This is a genomic window from Streptomyces sp. NPDC093065 (assembly GCF_044754585.1).
Taxonomy (GTDB): Bacteria; Actinomycetota; Actinomycetes; order Streptomycetales; family Streptomycetaceae; genus Streptomyces.
Genome location: NZ_JBIVPJ010000013.1, coordinates 55,970 through 70,850, shown reverse-complemented (window position 1 = coordinate 70,850; position 14,881 = coordinate 55,970). Strand labels below are relative to the sequence as shown.

The following is a 14,881-nucleotide window of genomic DNA, read 5'->3' as shown; positions in this document are numbered from 1 at the left end:
ATCCTACAAATGAAATCCATGGCAGCCAGGGCTTTTGCCCTACTGATCCGTTTCTGACCGATGGTCAGCCGAACTCGGCCGCCACCAGCTCCGCGATCTGCGCGGTGTTCAGCGCGGCGCCCTTGCGGAGGTTGTCCCCGCACACGAAGAGTTCCAGCGCGGTCGGGTCGTCCAGGGCCCGGCGCACCCGGCCGACCCAGGTCGGGTCGGTGCCGACCGCGTCGGCGGGCGTGGGGAACTCCCCCGCGGCCGGGTTGTCGAACAGCACGACGCCGGGCGCGGTGGCCAGAATCTCCCGGGCCCCGTCGACGCTGACCTCGCCCTCGAAGCGGGCGTGCACGGTCAGGGAATGCGTGGTCACCACCGGAACCCGTACGCAGGTCACGGCGACCGGCAGCTGCGGCAGCCCGAGGATCTTGCGGGTCTCGTCCCGCACCTTCATCTCCTCCGACGACCAGCCGTCCTCCCGCAGCGACCCGGCCCACGGCACGACGTTCAGCGCGACCGGCTCCGGGAACGGCCCGGTGTCGTCGCCGACGGCCCGCCGCACGTCGCCGGGGTGGGTCCCCAGCTCGGTGCCGGCCACCAGCGACAGCTGCCGGCGCAGTGTGTCCACGCCGTCCCGCCCGGCCCCGCTGACCGCCTGGTACGAGGAGACGACCAGCTCGCGCAGCCCGAACTCGGCGTGCAGCGCGCCCAGCGACACGATCATGGACAGCGTCGTGCAGTTCGGGTTGGCGACGATGCCGCGCGGCCGCATCCGCACCGCGTGCGGATTGACCTCGGGCACGACCAGCGGCACGTCCGGGTCCATCCGGAACGCGCCGGAGTTGTCGACCACCACCGCTCCCTTGGCGGCGGCGAGGGGCGCCCACTGGGCGGCCACCTCGTCGGGCACGTCGAACATGGCGACGTCGACCCCGTCGAAGGCCTCTTCGCTCAGCGCGGCGACCTCGACCTCCTCCCCCCGCACGGCCAGCTTGCGGCCGGCCGAGCGGGGGGAGGCGATCAGGCGGATGTCGCCCCAGACGTCCGCGTGCTGGGACAGGATCTGGAGCATGACCGAGCCGACGGCGCCGGTCGCGCCCACGACGGCGAGCGTGGGCCTGCCGGTACGGCCGTCCCGGCCGGTGTCTTGCATGCCGGACATCAGCGTCCGGTGCCTCCGTAGACGACGGCCTCGTCGCTGTCGGAGTCCAGCCCGAAGGCGGTGTGCACGGCGCGCACGGCCTCGTTCACGTCGTCCTTGCGGGTGACGACCGAGATGCGGATCTCGGAGGTCGAGATCAGCTCGATGTTCACCCCGGCGTCGGCGAGCGCGGTGAAGAAGTCGGCGGTGACGCCCGGGTTGCTCTTCATCCCCGCGCCGACCAGGGAGATCTTGCCGATCTGGTCGTCGTAGCGCAGCGAGTCGAAGCCGATGCCCGGCCGGTTCCGCTCCAGCGCGTCGATGGCCTTGCGGCCCTCGGTCTTGGGCAGCGTGAACGAGATGTCCGTCAGGCCGGTGGAGGCGGCGGACACGTTCTGCACGACCATGTCGATGTTGACCTGGGCGTCGGCGATGGCGCGGAAGATCGCGGCGGCCTCGCCCGGCTTGTCGGGCACGCCGACAACCGTGACCTTGGCCTCGGAGGTGTCGTGCGCGACTCCGGAGATGAGGGCCTGCTCCACGTGCTTTTCCCCTTGCTTGATCGGCTCGCTGCTGACCCACGTGCCCTGCAGCCCGCTGAAGCTGGACCGCACGTGGATCGGGATGTTGTACCGGCGGGCGTACTCCACGCAACGGTGGAGCAGCACCTTGGAGCCGGAGGCAGCGAGCTCCAGCATGTCCTCGAAGGAGATCCAGTCGATCTTCTTCGCCTTCGGCACCACGCGCGGGTCGGCGGTGAACACGCCGTCGACGTCGGTGTAGATCTCGCAGACGTCCGCGTCGAGCGCGGCGGCGAGGGCCACGGCCGTGGTGTCGGAACCGCCGCGGCCCAGCGTGGTGATGTCCTTGCTGTCCTGGCTGACGCCCTGGAAGCCGGCCACGATGGCGACGTTGCCCTCGTCCACCGAGGTCTTGATGCGCCCCGGTGTGACGTCGATGATCCGGGCCTTGTTGTGGACCGAGTCGGTGATGACTCCGGCCTGGCTGCCGGTGAACGACTGGGCCTCGTGCCCCAGGTTTTTGATCGCCATGGCCAGCAGCGCCATGGAGATACGCTCTCCGGCGGTCAGCAGCATGTCGAGTTCGCGCCCGGCAGGGATCGGGGAAACCTGCTCGGCGAGATCGATCAGCTCGTCCGTCGTGTCGCCCATCGCGGAAACGACGGCGACCACCTGGTTGCCGTTCTTCTTCGCTTCCACGATCCGCTTGGCGACGCGCTTGATGCCTTCGGCATCGGCTACGGAGGAGCCTCCGTACTTCTGCACGACAAGGCCCACGTGCGCTCCTCGCTCAATCCGTCTCTTTCCGCACGTACGTATATGTACTGCGGTCGGCTCATTTTACCGAGCGTCCGGATTTCCCCCCTGCGGTATCGCATGGTGAGACCCGGGTACTCGCTCAGGCTGGCTCATGCCCAGGGCGAGGCGGGTCACTCGGGAAAGTGCGGTGTGTCACACGTTCACAAGTGGCTTCCCGCCACGTGGAAAGACGGGTTGGCTGACGCACAACCCTTGGGGCCGGTGGTGAGTCTGAGGGCTGTGGCGCGCGGTGCGCCACGCCCTGGGGAGGATCACCGCCTTGTCTCACGCACGCCCGGCCGGCCGCCGGCTCACGACCGCCGCCACCGTTGTCCTCGCCGTCACGGCCGTCCTGACCGGGGCGCCCGGTCCGGCCCAGGCAGTGCCTGCGGCACCGGCCGCGTCGACGGCCCGGCAGGCCGGGGCCGAGTCCGCCGCGGCGTTCCCGGTCGGCCACGCGATCGAGGGGGCGACCGCATCGGGCTATCTGACCAAGGGCCCCTCGTCCTCGGCCCGCTCGTGGGTCCGGGCTTCGGACGGTGCCGTGACCGCGCTGCCGGACGGCCTGTCCGTGTTGCCCACCGGTGCGGGCGATCTGCTGGCGGTGAGCACGGGCTCCGAGGCCTGGCTCCAGGACGCGCCCACCGGCGGACAGCTCTTCAAGGTCAGGTTCAAGGAGGGCGGAGGCACCGGCGCCTACGCGGGCGCCGCCGGGCGAGCCCTGTTCAGCACGGCGGCCAGGGCCGAGGGGGGCATCGACGTGCGCATGCACACCACGGACGACGTGACCTCGACAGTGATCAGTTTTCCCCGTGGCTACCACGCCGTCTCCGTCGGCCCGGGCACGTCCGCACACGCCGTGCTCACCTACCGGGCCCCCACCGAATCCGGCTTCTACGAAGACCGCTGGGCCCTGATCGACCTCGCCACCGGCACCATCACGGAAACCGGCGTGCGCGAGGACATCGGCTTGGAGGGCATCGCCGTCTCCGCGACCCACGTCGCGTGGGTCGAGCACGGACCCACGGAGACCAACGCGGTGGTCCGCACGCGCGCGACCGGCGAGACGCGCCGGATTCTCTTGGGCGACCAGTGGACCAACAACCTGAGGTTCGGCCTCCAGGGCGACCAGCTGATCTACGGCCTGCCCGGCGGCCTCACCGCCGATGCCCCCAAACCGCTGTTCGCCCTGACGGCCTACGACCTGACGACGGGCACCAGGACCAAGCTCCTGGACCATGTCACCTCGTCCGCGGTCTCCCCCGACGGGATCCTCTACGCCCGCGGCGGCACCACCGCCCTCGGCGAGGGGCTCTACCGCGTCGACACGGGCACGGCCGGCGGGGCCCCGAGCGCGTCCCTGGTCGCGAGCACGGGTGAGCCGACGCGCCTGACCCTGGTGGGCCACGACATCCCCGAGGTGATCGATCTCAGCCGCGGCGGCGGACGGAACCTGACCTGGACCCTCTCCCGGAGCAACGCGGACATCACGGCCACCCTGCGCCACGTTCGCACCGGGAAGACGGAGGAACTCCGGTTCAGCCGGCCCACGTCACCGGAGTTCACTTCGGGATGGGGCGGAAGTCTGAACGACTCACAACTCACGGCGTACAACGGCGACTACGTGTGGGAGATCTCCGCGAGCCCGCTCAACGGCATCGGCCCGACCCTGACCGCCTCCGGCACCTTCACGGTCGTCAGGTCACCCGCCGCTCCCCACGACTTCAACGACAACGGAACCCCCGATCTCCTGGCCCGGGACACCTCCGGCCGGCTGTGGCGCTCGGACTCCCGCAACGCGATCCACGAAGGGGAGAACGAACTCGTCGGCGGCGGCTGGAACGCCTACGACCGGATCGAGGCGACCGGGGACGTCGGCGGGGCCGCTACCGGTGACCTGGTCGCCCGCGACAAGGACGGCGTCCTCTGGCTCTACCTCGGCAAGGGCGACGGCACCTTCGCCACCCGCAGCCGCATCGGCGGGGGCTGGGGCGTCTACGACCAGCTCGCCGCGGGCAGCGACCTCACGAATGACGGCAAACCCGACCTCCTGGCCACCGACAAGTCCGGCGTCCTCTGGCTCTACGAGGGAACCGGCGACTGGCGCGCACCCTTCGGGAGCCGCACCCGGGTCGGCGGGGGCTGGGACGTCTACGACCAGCTCACCGCGACCGGCGACATCGGCGGGGCCGCTACCGGTGACCTGGTCGCCCGCGACAAGGACGGCGTCCTCTGGCTCTACCTCGGCAAGGGCGACGGCACCTTCGCCGCCCGCACCCGGATCGGTACCGGCTGGGACATCTACCGGTACACCGTCGGCATCGGCGACACCGACAGCGACGGGCACCCCGATCTGTTCGCGTACACGGACCACGGCACCTACTACTACCCGGGCACGGGGGACTGGCGTGCCCCCTTCGGCACCCGTCGCAGCGGGAGCCTCCCGGTCACGGATCCGGCCCACACCTCGCTGGCCTGACGGCCCGGAGACAGGTCCCTCGACACGTCGGTCGACCGGGCGGGGACCGGACCCGGAGCCCGGAGCCCGTCTCGAAGGGCGCCGCTACTTCACCGGCCGCAGGCCCAGCGGGCCCGCGATCTCCCGGACCATGACGCGGCCGGCCTCCGACTCCAGGGTCTCGTCGCCCAGCTCCTGGTCGGTGTCGAGGCCGTCCAGCTCCTCCAGGGGCTGGTTCAGGCGGACGTGGGCGACGACGGACTGGAGGGCGCGCAGGGTCGCGGAGGCGGTGGAGCCCCAGTTGGAGAAGTAGGAGAACTGCCACCACCACAGCGCCTCCGTGGTGCGGCCGGCCTTGTAGTGGACCATGCCGTGGCGCAGGTCGGTGATGACGTCGGTGAGGTCGTCGGAGATACGGGCCGGGACCGGGGCCTTGCGCGGCTCGTAGGGGTCGAAGACCTCGGAGTAGACGTCGATCGGGTCGAGGATGCGGGCCAGGTTCTCGCGGATCTCGTCCACGTCCAGCTCCGGGCCCGGGTCGGGCTCGTAGCGCTCGTCGGGAACGATGTCCTCGTGGGCGCCCAGGCGGCCCCCGGCCAGCATCAGCTGGGAGACCTCCAGGAGGAGGAAGGGCACGGCCGAGTCGGGCTCGTCGCCCTTCGCCACCTCGGTGACGGCCACCAGGAAGCTCTCGATCTGGTCGGCGATCTGGACCGCGAAGTCGTCCGGGTTCTGGTTGGTCGCGTGCAGCGTGGCGTCAGACATCTAGGAGTCGTCTCCCCTCGAAGGCGCGGCCGAGGGTCACCTCGTCCGCGTACTCCAGGTCGCCGCCCACCGGGAGGCCGCTGGCCAGGCGGGTGACCTTGAGGCCCATGGGCTTGATCATGCGGGCGAGGTACGTGGCCGTGGCCTCGCCCTCCAGATTCGGGTCCGTGGCCAGGATGAGCTCCGTGACCGTGCCGTCCGCCAGGCGGGCCAGCAGCTCACGGATGCGGAGGTCGTCGGGGCCGACCCCGTCGATCGGGCTGATCGCGCCGCCGAGCACGTGGTAGCGCCCGCGGAACTCACGGGTGCGCTCGATGGCGACGACGTCCTTCGGTTCCTCCACCACGCAGATGACGGAAGGATCGCGCCGGGTGTCGCGGCAGATGTTGCACTGCTCCTCCTGCGCGACGTTTCCGCAGGTCGCACAGAAGCGGACCTTGGCCTTCACTTCCATGAGGGCCTGGGCGAGCCGCCGTACGTCGGTCGGCTCGGCCTGCAGGACGTGGAAGGCGATCCGCTGCGCGCTCTTGGGACCGACGCCGGGCAGCCGCCCGAGTTCGTCGATGAGGTCCTGGACCACGCCTTCGTACAACGGACTGCCGTCCTTCCTGAGGTTCGTGCACTACGTACGGTAGATGGCTCCGGTCGGTCTGAGAAAGGCGAACCGGAGAGACGGTTCAGAAGGGCAGGCCGGGGATGCCGCTGCCGCCCAGCCCCTGGGCGAGCGGGCCGAGCTTCTGCTGCTGGAGGTTCTGCGCGTTCTCGTTGGCCGCCTGGACGGCGGCGACGATCAGGTCGGCGAGGGTCTCGGTGTCCTCCGGGTCCACCGCCTTCGGGTCGATCCTGAGCCCGCGCAGCTCGCCGGAGCCGGTGACCGTGGCCTTCACCAGGCCGCCGCCCGCCTGGCCGTCGACCTCGGTCCGGGCCAGTTCCTCCTGGGCCTTCGCCAGGTCCTGCTGCATCTTCTGGGCCTGCTGGAGCAGCTGCTGCATGTTGGGCTGGCCACCACCGGGGATCACGTTCAGCTCCCATCAAGTCCGGTCACGACGGTTTTGCCGTTCGGCACGAGCCTACGTGGTCCGGGCGGCCCTCGCCCCAGCACTCTTTCGAGTGATGTCGTGGCAGCCCTATACCTGATCAACGCCCTCTTCCGGGCGGAAAACCGGCGGAACAAGGCTCTTCGCCACCCATTGGGCGGTAGGAAGGGTTCCGGCGCGGGGTTCCGGCGTATGAGTCCTCGCGGACGGCGAGCGGTACGGCGAGCAGTGGCGAGCAGTAGGGAGTGCCGGGTGGGTCAGCCGGAGATGCAGCCCGAGGGGCCGCCGCACAACGGAGCGGGCGGTGGCGGTGAGGGGGCGGCCGGGACGCGGCCGGGCGACCTGACCGGGCGGGCGTTTCCCCTCGGGGACTGGGCCCTGCCCGCCGAGCGCCTCGACGAGCTGTACCGGTGGGTGGAGCGGGGCGCGCTGGACACGGCGGCCTGGTATCTCGCGGACCGGGTGTGGAAGCGGCGCGGCGCCGTGCTGCTGCGGTGCGGGGCCGCGGTGGGCGCGGCCGCCGGGGCGGCGCTGCCGCTGCTCGACCTGTCCGGGGCGGCGGGCGGGGTGGCGCCCTGGGGGTATCTGGCGCTGCTGTGGGCGGTGGCGTGTGTGACGGGTGACCGGTACTTCGGGGTCACGGCCGGGTGGATGCGGGACGTGGCCACGGCGCAGGCGGTGCAGCGCCGGCTCCAGGCGCTCCAGTTCGACTGGGCGTCGGAGAGCGTGCGGGAGGTGCTGGGACCGGCGGAGGGGACGGCGAGCGAGGCCGCGGAGCGGTGTCTGCTGGTGCTGCGGCGGTTCTCGGAGGACGTGACGGAGCTGGTGCGGGCGGAGACGACGGACTGGATGGTGAGCTTCCGTCCGGGACCGGCGCCCCTGGGGCCGCACACCGCGGCGGCGGCCGACGGGCCGCGACCGGAGGGCGCGGGCACCGGCACCACCGGCCGCTTCCCCGTCCCCCCGCAGAACGGCTCCCGCCCGAACATGCCACGCCAGCGCCCGCCGGAGCCCCGGTGACCTCCCGGCGGCGGGACCGCGTCCGCTCACCTCACCCGCGGGTGTAGACCAGGGACTCGCCCGTGTCGTCGTTGGTGCGTTCCAGACCGCCGTCCGGCAGCAGGGTGACCGTGGTGGACCCGCCCGGGGCGCAACTGGTGGAGGGACCGGACCTGACCTGGGACGGACCGAGCCGCAGCGGCCCGTCGGCGCCCGGCTCGGCGGTGAGGACGGCGTCGAACACGCAGTGGTAGGTGCCGGCGTCCGTCGGGCCGTCCGCCACGAGGGTCAGCACCGTGTCGCCGACCTCGCCCTGCGTGATGGTCAGCCTGCGGGGGTGTGTGCCGGAGGCGTTGTCGATGGTGCTCGTCCAGTCGCCCACGTACCCGGCCGGGACGGTGCCCTCGTCGGCGGCCGGAGCGGTCGAGCCGGTCGACGGCGACTGGCCCCCCGCGGGATCGGACGTGCCGGGCGAGCCCTTGCCCGGGTCCTGCGGCGCTCCGGTGGACCGCGTGGGCGTGGGGTCGCCGCCCGCCGTGTCGCCGCCGTCGCCGCGCATCAGGGCGTAGACCGCGCCGCCCGCGCCCAGCGCGACCACCAGGGCGACGACGATCAGCAGCGCGGTGGAGGAGCGGGTGCTCCGGGCCGGCTCGTGCGGGGATCCGTACGGTGGCGGCCCCTGGGGCGGGGTCGGGCCGAGACCGCCCCCGCCGTACGGGTGCGGATGGCCCGGCTGCTGGTACCCCGGCTGCGGGTAGGCCGGCTGCTGGTAGCCGGGCTGCGAGGCGTGCCATGCCGCGTCCGGGACCGGGGCGTGACCCGGCGCGGGCGGCTGCTGGTGGCCGTTGGCCGCGGGCGGCGGCGTGGGCGGGGTCTGGCCCGCGACCAGGGTCGGGAGGTGGTTCAGCGGGGTGCCGCCACTGCCCGGCTCACGCGGGGGCGGCGGACCCACCGGCGTCGGACCGTCCGGTGTCGGCTCCGTGCCCGCGCCGTGCGGCGCCTTGCCGCCCGCCTCTTCGGCGTCTGCCGCGGGTCCGGCGTCCTCGGGGTTCTCCGTGTCCAGGAGCCGTACCGCGTGCCGGCCGAGCTGGGCCACCAGGGCGCCGGGCAGCCACGGGTCGCGGGACCGGCCGTCGGTGACCGTGTCCTGCGCGCCCGTGCGCTCCAGGACCTCGGCGAGACCCGGCCGCGCGGCGGGGTCCTTCTTCAGGCAGTCGCGTACCAGGTCGGCGATGCCCTCGGGCACGCCCTCCAGGTCGGGCTCCTCCTGCGCGATGCGGAACATCAGCGCGTGCACGCCGCTGTTCGCGGTGCCGAAGGGCAGGTCGCCCGTGGCGGCGTAGGCGAGGACCGAGCCGAGGCAGAAGACGTCGCACGCGGGCGTGACGCGGTCGCCGCGCACCTGCTCGGGTGCCATGAAGCCGGGCGAGCCGACCAGCGCGCCGGTGCGGGTGAGGCCGCCGTCGGTCACCGTCTCCAGGGCCCGCGCGATGCCGAAGTCGATGACGCGCGGACCGTCGATGGTGACCAGGACGTTGGACGGCTTGAGGTCGCGGTGGACGATCCCGGCGGCGTGGATGTCCTGGAGCGCGTGGGCGAGACCGGCCGCCAGCGTGCGCACGGAACGTTCCGGCAGAGCACCGTGGTCGTGCCCGACGACCTGCTGGAGGCTGGGCCCCGCGACGTACCCGGTGGCCACCCACGGCACCGCGGCCTCGGTGTCCGCGTCCAGTACGGGCGCCGTCCAGTGCCCGCCGACCCGGCGCGCGGACTCGACCTCCTGCCGGAACCGCTCGCGGAACTCGTCCAGCGCGGCCAGCTCCTCGCGCACCAGCTTGACGGCGACGGTGCGCCCGCGGTCCGAGCGGGCCAGATAGACATGGCCCATACCGCCCGCCCCCAGCCGCCCCAGCAGCCGGTAGGCCCCGATGTGCTGTGGGTCCCCGTCCCCCAGTTTCCGCATGCTGCGCCGCCTTCCCCCCGAACGTGAGCAACAGGGCGAGGATAGTGCGCAGGCGGTCGCGCGAAGGACGAGCGTTGTCCACGGTTCCGTAACGGAGCGGCCCCGCGCTTCGGATACGCGTCCGCGTCGCGTCGACAACCTGTCGTGGAAAGCTCCCGACCGCAGACAGGACGCCGATTCCGTTTCCGCATCGCGGACATCTACCCTCGGCCGCATGACCCCTCAGCCCAATCCCCAGGCCGGCGCCGCCGTGAAGGCCGCGGACCGCGCGCACGTCTTCCACTCCTGGTCAGCGCAGGAGCTCATCGACCCGCTCGCCGTCGCCGGCGCCGAGGGGTCGTACTTCTGGGACTACGAAGGGAAGCGCTACCTCGACTTCTCCAGCGGGCTCGTCTACACGAACATCGGCTACCAGCACCCGAAGGTCGTCGCCGCGATCCAGGAGCAGGCGGCGAGGATGACGACGTTCGCGCCCGCGTTCGCCGTCGAGGCACGCTCGGAGGCGGCCCGGCTGATCGCCGAGCGGACGCCCGGTGACCTGGACAAGATCTTCTTCACCAACGGCGGCGCCGACGCCGTCGAGCACGCCCTGCGCATGGCCCGGCTGCACACGGGCCGCCCCAAGGTGCTCTCCGCCTACCGCTCGTACCACGGCGGCACCCAGCAGGCGGTCAACGTCACCGGTGACCCGCGCCGCTGGGCCTCCGACAGCGGCACGGCCGGTGTCGTGCACTTCTGGGCGCCGTTCCTGTACCGCTCGCGCTTCTACGCCGAGACCGAGGAGCAGGAGTGCGCGCGGGCGCTGGAGCACCTGGAGACGACGATCGCCTTCGAGGGCCCGGGGACCGTCGCCGCGATCGTCCTGGAGACGATCCCGGGCACCGCGGGGATCATGACGCCGCCGGCCGGCTACCTGGCCGGGGTGCGCGAGATCTGCGACAAGTACGGCATCGTGTTCGTGCTCGACGAGGTCATGGCCGGGTTCGGCCGGACCGGTACGTGGTTCGCCGCCGGCCTGTACGACGTCGTGCCCGACCTGATGACCTTCGCCAAGGGCGTGAACTCGGGCTACGTGCCCCTCGGCGGCGTCGCGATCTCCGGCGAGATCGCCGCGACCTTCGCCGAGCGGCCCTACCCCGGCGGGCTGACCTACTCCGGACACCCGCTGGCCTGTGCCGCCGCCGCCGCGACGATCGGCGTCATGGCCGAGGAGGGCGTCGTCGAGCACGCCGCCCGGCTCGGCGGCGAGGTCGTCGAACCGGCGCTGCGGGAGCTGGCCGAGCGCCACCCGAGCGTGGGCGAGGTGCGCGGCACCGGCATGTTCTGGGCGCTGGAGCTGGTGAAGGACCGGGAGACCCGGGAGCCGCTGGTGCCCTACAACGCGTCCGGACAGGCGGCCGCGCCCATGTCCGCGTTCGCCGCCTCCGCCAAGGCGCACGGCCTGTGGCCGTTCGTGAACATGAACCGCACCCACGTGGTCCCGCCGTGCAACATCACCGAGGCGGAGCTGAAGGAGGGCCTCGCGGCCCTGGACACCGCACTGTCCGTGGCGGACGAGTACACACGGTAGCCGGGAACGGGCGCCGGACCCGAGCGCGTAGGGTTGCGTGCTCGTACGCGGTAGACGTATGTACGAACACACCTCCCGTGTATGAACACACCTCCCGAACGACGCCCCGACCGGCGCCCCGGACCCGACGAGGAGACGCCCGACCATGCCCGGCCCCCGCGGTACCGGTGCCGTCACGCGCAGCACCCTGCGGCAGCAGATCGCCGACGCGCTCCGTGACGAGGTGCTGGCCGGGCGGCTCCAGCCGGGGCAGGAGTTCACCGTCAAGGAGATCGCCGAGCAGTACGGGGTGTCCGCGACGCCGGTGCGCGAGGCCCTGGTCGACCTGTCCGCGCAGGGGCTCCTCGACGCGGACCACCACCGGGGATTCCGCGTCCACGAGTACTCGGTCGACGACTTCCGCGGCATGATCGAGGCCCGCAGTCTGGTGACCGACGGCATGTTCCTCGCCCTCGCGGCGGACCTGCCGGACCCGGCCGACCCGCGGATCGCCGCCGCCCTCTTCGGGGTCCGCCGCCGCGGCGAGGAGGCCCAGCGCGCCGCCGCGGCCGGGGAGCTGACCGTCCTGATCGGCTACGACCTGCGCTACTGGCGCGAGCTGGCCACCCTCTTCGGCAACCCCTACCTCTGCGACTTCCTGCACCGGCTGCGCGTGCAGAGCTGGGTGTGCACGGTGCAGCACCTGCGCCGGCTCAGCGAACTGCGCGGCGCGCTGTGGTCCGGGCACACCGAACTGGTCGACGCCCTCGCCCGCCGGGACGTTCCGGGCGCACGCGCGCTCGTCGACGCGTACAACGCCCACTCGCTCGCCCTCGTCGAAGGGCTGACCGGAGGGCCCTCCGGGGGATGACCAACGCCGGACGTGTCGTGGTCCGGCCCCAGATGGGTATGGGACCTGCACGCAACGCGCACCGGCGCACACCGACTACGCTGCCCTGACCACCGTGCTGTGTGAGGAGCCCTCTTTTGGCCTGTGACCTGTGGCTGGTACCGCTCGTCGACGTCTTATGCCACACGCCGGACAACCCGTTCGCCGAGGAACTCGCGCAGTACGACAAGGTGCTGGCCGAGGCCGGGCTGCCGCCGGTGCCGGTGTACCAGTACATGCCGGGACTCTCCGGCGAGGTCGCCCCGGTGGCCGGTTTCGACTACGACGCGCTGCACTTCCTGCGCCGGTCCTACCTCCTCCAGGTGTGCGGCCTGCCGGTGACCCCGGTGGACGAACTCGGCGGGGACTACGAGCAGTTGCTGGAGATGTTCGAGTCGACGGCCCAGCAGTCCCACCTCGTCTGGCACTACGACCACGCGGGCGCCTACGTCCCGGTGGACTTCCCGCACCCACTCTCCAGCGACGAACTCCTCGCGGGCGGCGGCCCCTTGGGCTCCTCGCACACACTGCTGCGGGAGCTGGAGGCGGTCGCCCCGGCCCTCGGCATCGACCCGGCCAACCCCCCGGCCGCGCCGCAGCCGCCGCTCGCCCCGACGGAGCTGGAGGAACCGGCCGTGGCCGCACCGTACGACTCCAGCCCCTTCGCCCGGGAGCGCCACGTCTGGCTGGGGCTGCACACGGCGGCGACCCGGAGCCTGGCGCAGGGATCGATGATCGTCTTCAGCTAGCCCAGCCGGGACAGACCCTCGCGCAGTTCGTCCGCGTTCATGATCGGGGAGACCTCGACCTCGGCGTTCAGCTCGGTGAAGAACGGCTCACCGGTGGGCGGCAGTTCCGAGCTGTCCTGCATGTCGAAGACCATCAGGGCCGTCCGCCGGCCGCCGAGGGGGCCGAAGTAGGCGGCCTCCGGCCTGACGTGGTCCAGCGTCCGGCTGATCAGCTCAGCCTATGCCCGTGATGTCCAGTTCGGTCAGGCGGGCGGGCTCGGCGATCACGTCGATGCCGGTCATGCGGCCGTCGGCGGCGAAGTCGAAGCGGAGGACGACGCGCAGCCTGCCGTGCTCGGCCATCGCCATGCCCGGCCGGCCGTCGACGAGGACGACGGCGGCGTCCCGGGCCCGGCCCGTCGAGGCCATCGCGCCCCTGGCCACCGGATCAGCCCCGCCGACCGTGAAGGGCTCGGGCGTCGGCACGACCGCCGCGTCGGCGCGCAGCACGACGTCCGGGTGGAGCAGGGCCACCAGCGCGTCGAAGTCGCCGCCGCGGGTGGCCGCCAGGTAGGCGTCGACCGCGCGGCGCCGGCGCGGCAGGTCGGCGTCGGGTGCGGGGACGCCGCGGACCCGGCGGCGGGCGCGGGCGGCCAGCTGGCGGGTGGCGGCGGAGGTCTTGCCGAGCATCGCGGCGATGTCGCCGAAGGGCACGTCGAACATGTCGTGCAGGACGAACGCGAGCCGCTCGGCGGGCCCGAGAGTGTCCAGCACGATCAGCAGCGCGATCCCGACCTCGTCGGCGAGCTGCGCCTCCTCGGCCGGATCGGTGCCGGTGCCGGTGCCGGCCGTTCGTCCGCGTGACGCGTCCTCCAGCGGCTCCTCGCGGCGGGTGTCGCGGGCGCGGAGTAGGTTGAGGCAGACCCGGGCCACGACCGTGGTGAGCCAGCCCGAGGGATTGGCCACCTCGGAGGTGTCCGCCCGGTCGGCCCGCAGCCAGGCCTCCTGGAGCGCGTCGTCCGCCTCGCCGAGCGAACCGAGGATCCGGTACGCGACCGCCCGCAGCCGGGGCCGGTCCAGCTCGAACTGCCGGGCCACGTCATCGGGTCGTCCGGGCACCGTACGGCTTCCTTCCGCGTCCAGGGGCCCTCGGGGGCGGGCCCCCAGTGAACCATCCGGCGTACGCGCACCCGCGGGGGCCCGTCACCGCACCAGGACGATCCCCGGCGGCCACAGCACCCCGTCGGCCAGCAGCAGCGACGGTCCCAGGTGCACGGGGCACACCCGCAGCGGCGCCCGCAGGTGCCGGGCGACCTCGAAGCGGGCCGGGTCGCCGCAGTCGCCGGGCCCCGTCGTCCCGCCGCCGAACGGGCCCTGGCAGGAAGCGGCTCGGTCACGGTCGGTCATGCCCCGATCCGACACCACGACACGCGCCGGCGCCCGGCGGAGGGGGCCGAACGAAGGGCTACAGGGCGGTGTCCGCGTCGTCGAGGCCGATGCACTTGCGCTCCTGCGGGATCCACTTCACGGCGGGGTCCAGGCTGGCGAGGATGCCGCCCACCTCCTCGCGCGGACCGGAGTACGTGAACTCCACGGCCGGTGAGCGGCCGTACGTCCGCAGGACGCTCACGCCGTCCCGCTTGAGCCGTGCCTCGTCCAGGACCCAGTCGACGCCGTCCGCGGTGACGCAGAGGTTGACGTTGGGCTGGAGCTCCTCGGCGCCGCAGCGGAACACGGCCTTCTGGCCGCCCCAGGACGCCACCGCGTCGCCCAGGGCCCAGTCGCGGGAGGCGCCGGGTATGTCGTCGGGCAGCCGGGAGACCACCTTGTCGCACTTGGGGTCGTCGGCGTGCGGGGCCGCGGAGACGCGGTGGCCGTCGACGTAGAAGAGGCCGGCGGTCACGGCGACGACCGCCACGGTCAGCCAGATCCACGTCCGGGTGGTGGGCTTCCGCATGTTCCGCTCGCTCCGTGCTGTCCGTCGCTGTCCGTCGCGGTCTGTCCGCTGAAAGGCTCCGGCCAGCGTATCCGCCGTCCCGACGCCG

14 protein-coding genes and 1 pseudogene are annotated in these 14,881 nt (G+C 72.5%); 5 read left to right on the top strand and 10 right to left on the bottom strand.

Translation table 11 applies throughout. The annotated features are described in order from the left end of the window. Positions 1-64 precede the first annotated feature (64 nt). Positions 65-1,150, bottom strand: a complete 1,086-nt coding sequence (locus tag ACIQFU_RS22520; RefSeq protein ID WP_402553856.1) for an aspartate-semialdehyde dehydrogenase — start codon at positions 1,148-1,150, stop codon at positions 65-67. Beyond that, entirely contained in the window at positions 1,150-2,427 is a 1,278-nt protein-coding gene (locus tag ACIQFU_RS22515) for an aspartate kinase (RefSeq protein ID WP_402553854.1), read from the bottom strand. The genes ACIQFU_RS22520 and ACIQFU_RS22515 overlap by 1 nt, the downstream gene beginning before the upstream one ends. A gap of 301 nt (positions 2,428-2,728) precedes the next feature. On the opposite strand from ACIQFU_RS22515, the gene ACIQFU_RS22510 reads away from it, so the two are divergent. Then, positions 2,729-4,927, top strand: a complete 2,199-nt coding sequence (locus ACIQFU_RS22510) for an FG-GAP repeat domain-containing protein (protein ID WP_402553852.1) — start codon at positions 2,729-2,731, stop codon at positions 4,925-4,927. An 84-nt stretch (positions 4,928-5,011) separates the two neighbouring features. Here the strand turns inward: ACIQFU_RS22510 and ACIQFU_RS22505 are convergent, their stop codons facing one another. The 3 genes from ACIQFU_RS22505 to ACIQFU_RS22495 all read right to left on the bottom strand — a co-directional run bounded on the left by ACIQFU_RS22505 (position 5,012) and on the right by ACIQFU_RS22495 (position 6,690). Further along, positions 5,012-5,671 carry a DUF5063 domain-containing protein gene (locus ACIQFU_RS22505; RefSeq protein WP_402553850.1) on the bottom strand — a complete coding sequence of 220 codons (660 nt, stop codon included), beginning with the start codon at positions 5,669-5,671 and terminating at the stop codon, positions 5,012-5,014. Continuing rightward, positions 5,664-6,263, bottom strand: coding sequence for a recombination mediator RecR (gene recR, locus ACIQFU_RS22500; RefSeq protein ID WP_031042987.1), 600 nt, complete (start codon positions 6,261-6,263; stop codon positions 5,664-5,666). The genes ACIQFU_RS22505 and recR overlap by 8 nt, the downstream gene beginning before the upstream one ends. Before the next feature lie 85 nt (positions 6,264-6,348). Then, entirely contained in the window at positions 6,349-6,690 is a 342-nt protein-coding gene (locus ACIQFU_RS22495; protein ID WP_402553848.1) for a YbaB/EbfC family nucleoid-associated protein, read from the bottom strand. A gap of 270 nt (positions 6,691-6,960) precedes the next feature. On the opposite strand from ACIQFU_RS22495, the gene ACIQFU_RS22490 reads away from it, so the two are divergent. Continuing rightward, positions 6,961-7,728, top strand: coding sequence for an SLATT domain-containing protein (locus ACIQFU_RS22490; RefSeq protein WP_402553847.1), 768 nt, complete (start codon positions 6,961-6,963; stop codon positions 7,726-7,728). A 31-nt stretch (positions 7,729-7,759) separates the two neighbouring features. Here the strand turns inward: ACIQFU_RS22490 and ACIQFU_RS22485 are convergent, their stop codons facing one another. Continuing rightward, positions 7,760-9,670, bottom strand: a complete 1,911-nt coding sequence (locus ACIQFU_RS22485; protein ID WP_402553846.1) for a serine/threonine-protein kinase — start codon at positions 9,668-9,670, stop codon at positions 7,760-7,762. A gap of 214 nt (positions 9,671-9,884) precedes the next feature. Between ACIQFU_RS22485 and ACIQFU_RS22480 the strand changes: the two genes are divergently transcribed. The 3 genes from ACIQFU_RS22480 (at position 9,885) to ACIQFU_RS22470 (ending at position 12,857) form a co-directional block, all read left to right on the top strand. Continuing rightward, a complete protein-coding gene (locus tag ACIQFU_RS22480) occupies positions 9,885-11,240 on the top strand; it encodes an aspartate aminotransferase family protein (protein WP_402553845.1) in 1,356 nt (451 codons plus the stop codon). A gap of 145 nt (positions 11,241-11,385) precedes the next feature. Next, positions 11,386-12,090, top strand: a complete 705-nt coding sequence (locus tag ACIQFU_RS22475; protein WP_402553844.1) for a GntR family transcriptional regulator — start codon at positions 11,386-11,388, stop codon at positions 12,088-12,090. Positions 12,091-12,206: 116 nt separating this feature from the next. Further along, a complete protein-coding gene (locus ACIQFU_RS22470; protein ID WP_402553843.1) occupies positions 12,207-12,857 on the top strand; it encodes a hypothetical protein in 651 nt (216 codons plus the stop codon). Here the strand turns inward: ACIQFU_RS22470 and ACIQFU_RS22465 are convergent. From ACIQFU_RS22465 to ACIQFU_RS22450, 4 genes and pseudogenes are all read right to left on the bottom strand, one after another. Beyond that, a pseudogene (locus tag ACIQFU_RS22465) lies at positions 12,854-13,069 on the bottom strand (hypothetical protein); the annotation flags it as partial. The gene ACIQFU_RS22470 and the pseudogene ACIQFU_RS22465 sit on opposite strands and share 4 nt — an antisense overlap. Before the next feature lies 1 nt (position 13,070). After that, complete coding sequence (locus tag ACIQFU_RS22460; protein ID WP_402553841.1) at positions 13,071-13,955, bottom strand: sigma-70 family RNA polymerase sigma factor; 885 nt, start codon at positions 13,953-13,955, stop codon at positions 13,071-13,073. Positions 13,956-14,039: 84 nt separating this feature from the next. After that, entirely contained in the window at positions 14,040-14,243 is a 204-nt protein-coding gene (locus ACIQFU_RS22455; protein WP_402553839.1) for a hypothetical protein, read from the bottom strand. A 58-nt stretch (positions 14,244-14,301) separates the two neighbouring features. Continuing rightward, entirely contained in the window at positions 14,302-14,793 is a 492-nt protein-coding gene (locus ACIQFU_RS22450; RefSeq protein WP_402553837.1) for a DUF3515 family protein, read from the bottom strand. Positions 14,794-14,881: the final 88 nt, after the last annotated feature.

Coding starts and splice junctions, on each gene's coding strand:
- ACIQFU_RS22520 (WP_402553856.1), bottom strand. CDS start 1,150: ATGTCCGGCATGCAAGACACCGGCCGGGACGGCCGTACCGGCAGGCCC.
- ACIQFU_RS22505 (WP_402553850.1), bottom strand. CDS start 5,671: ATGTCTGACGCCACGCTGCACGCGACCAACCAGAACCCGGACGACTTC.
- ACIQFU_RS22485 (WP_402553846.1), bottom strand. CDS start 9,670: ATGCGGAAACTGGGGGACGGGGACCCACAGCACATCGGGGCCTACCGG.
- ACIQFU_RS22480 (WP_402553845.1), top strand. CDS start 9,885: ATGACCCCTCAGCCCAATCCCCAGGCCGGCGCCGCCGTGAAGGCCGCG.
- ACIQFU_RS22475 (WP_402553844.1), top strand. CDS start 11,386: ATGCCCGGCCCCCGCGGTACCGGTGCCGTCACGCGCAGCACCCTGCGG.
- ACIQFU_RS22455 (WP_402553839.1), bottom strand. CDS start 14,243: ATGACCGACCGTGACCGAGCCGCTTCCTGCCAGGGCCCGTTCGGCGGC.
- ACIQFU_RS22450 (WP_402553837.1), bottom strand. CDS start 14,793: ATGCGGAAGCCCACCACCCGGACGTGGATCTGGCTGACCGTGGCGGTC.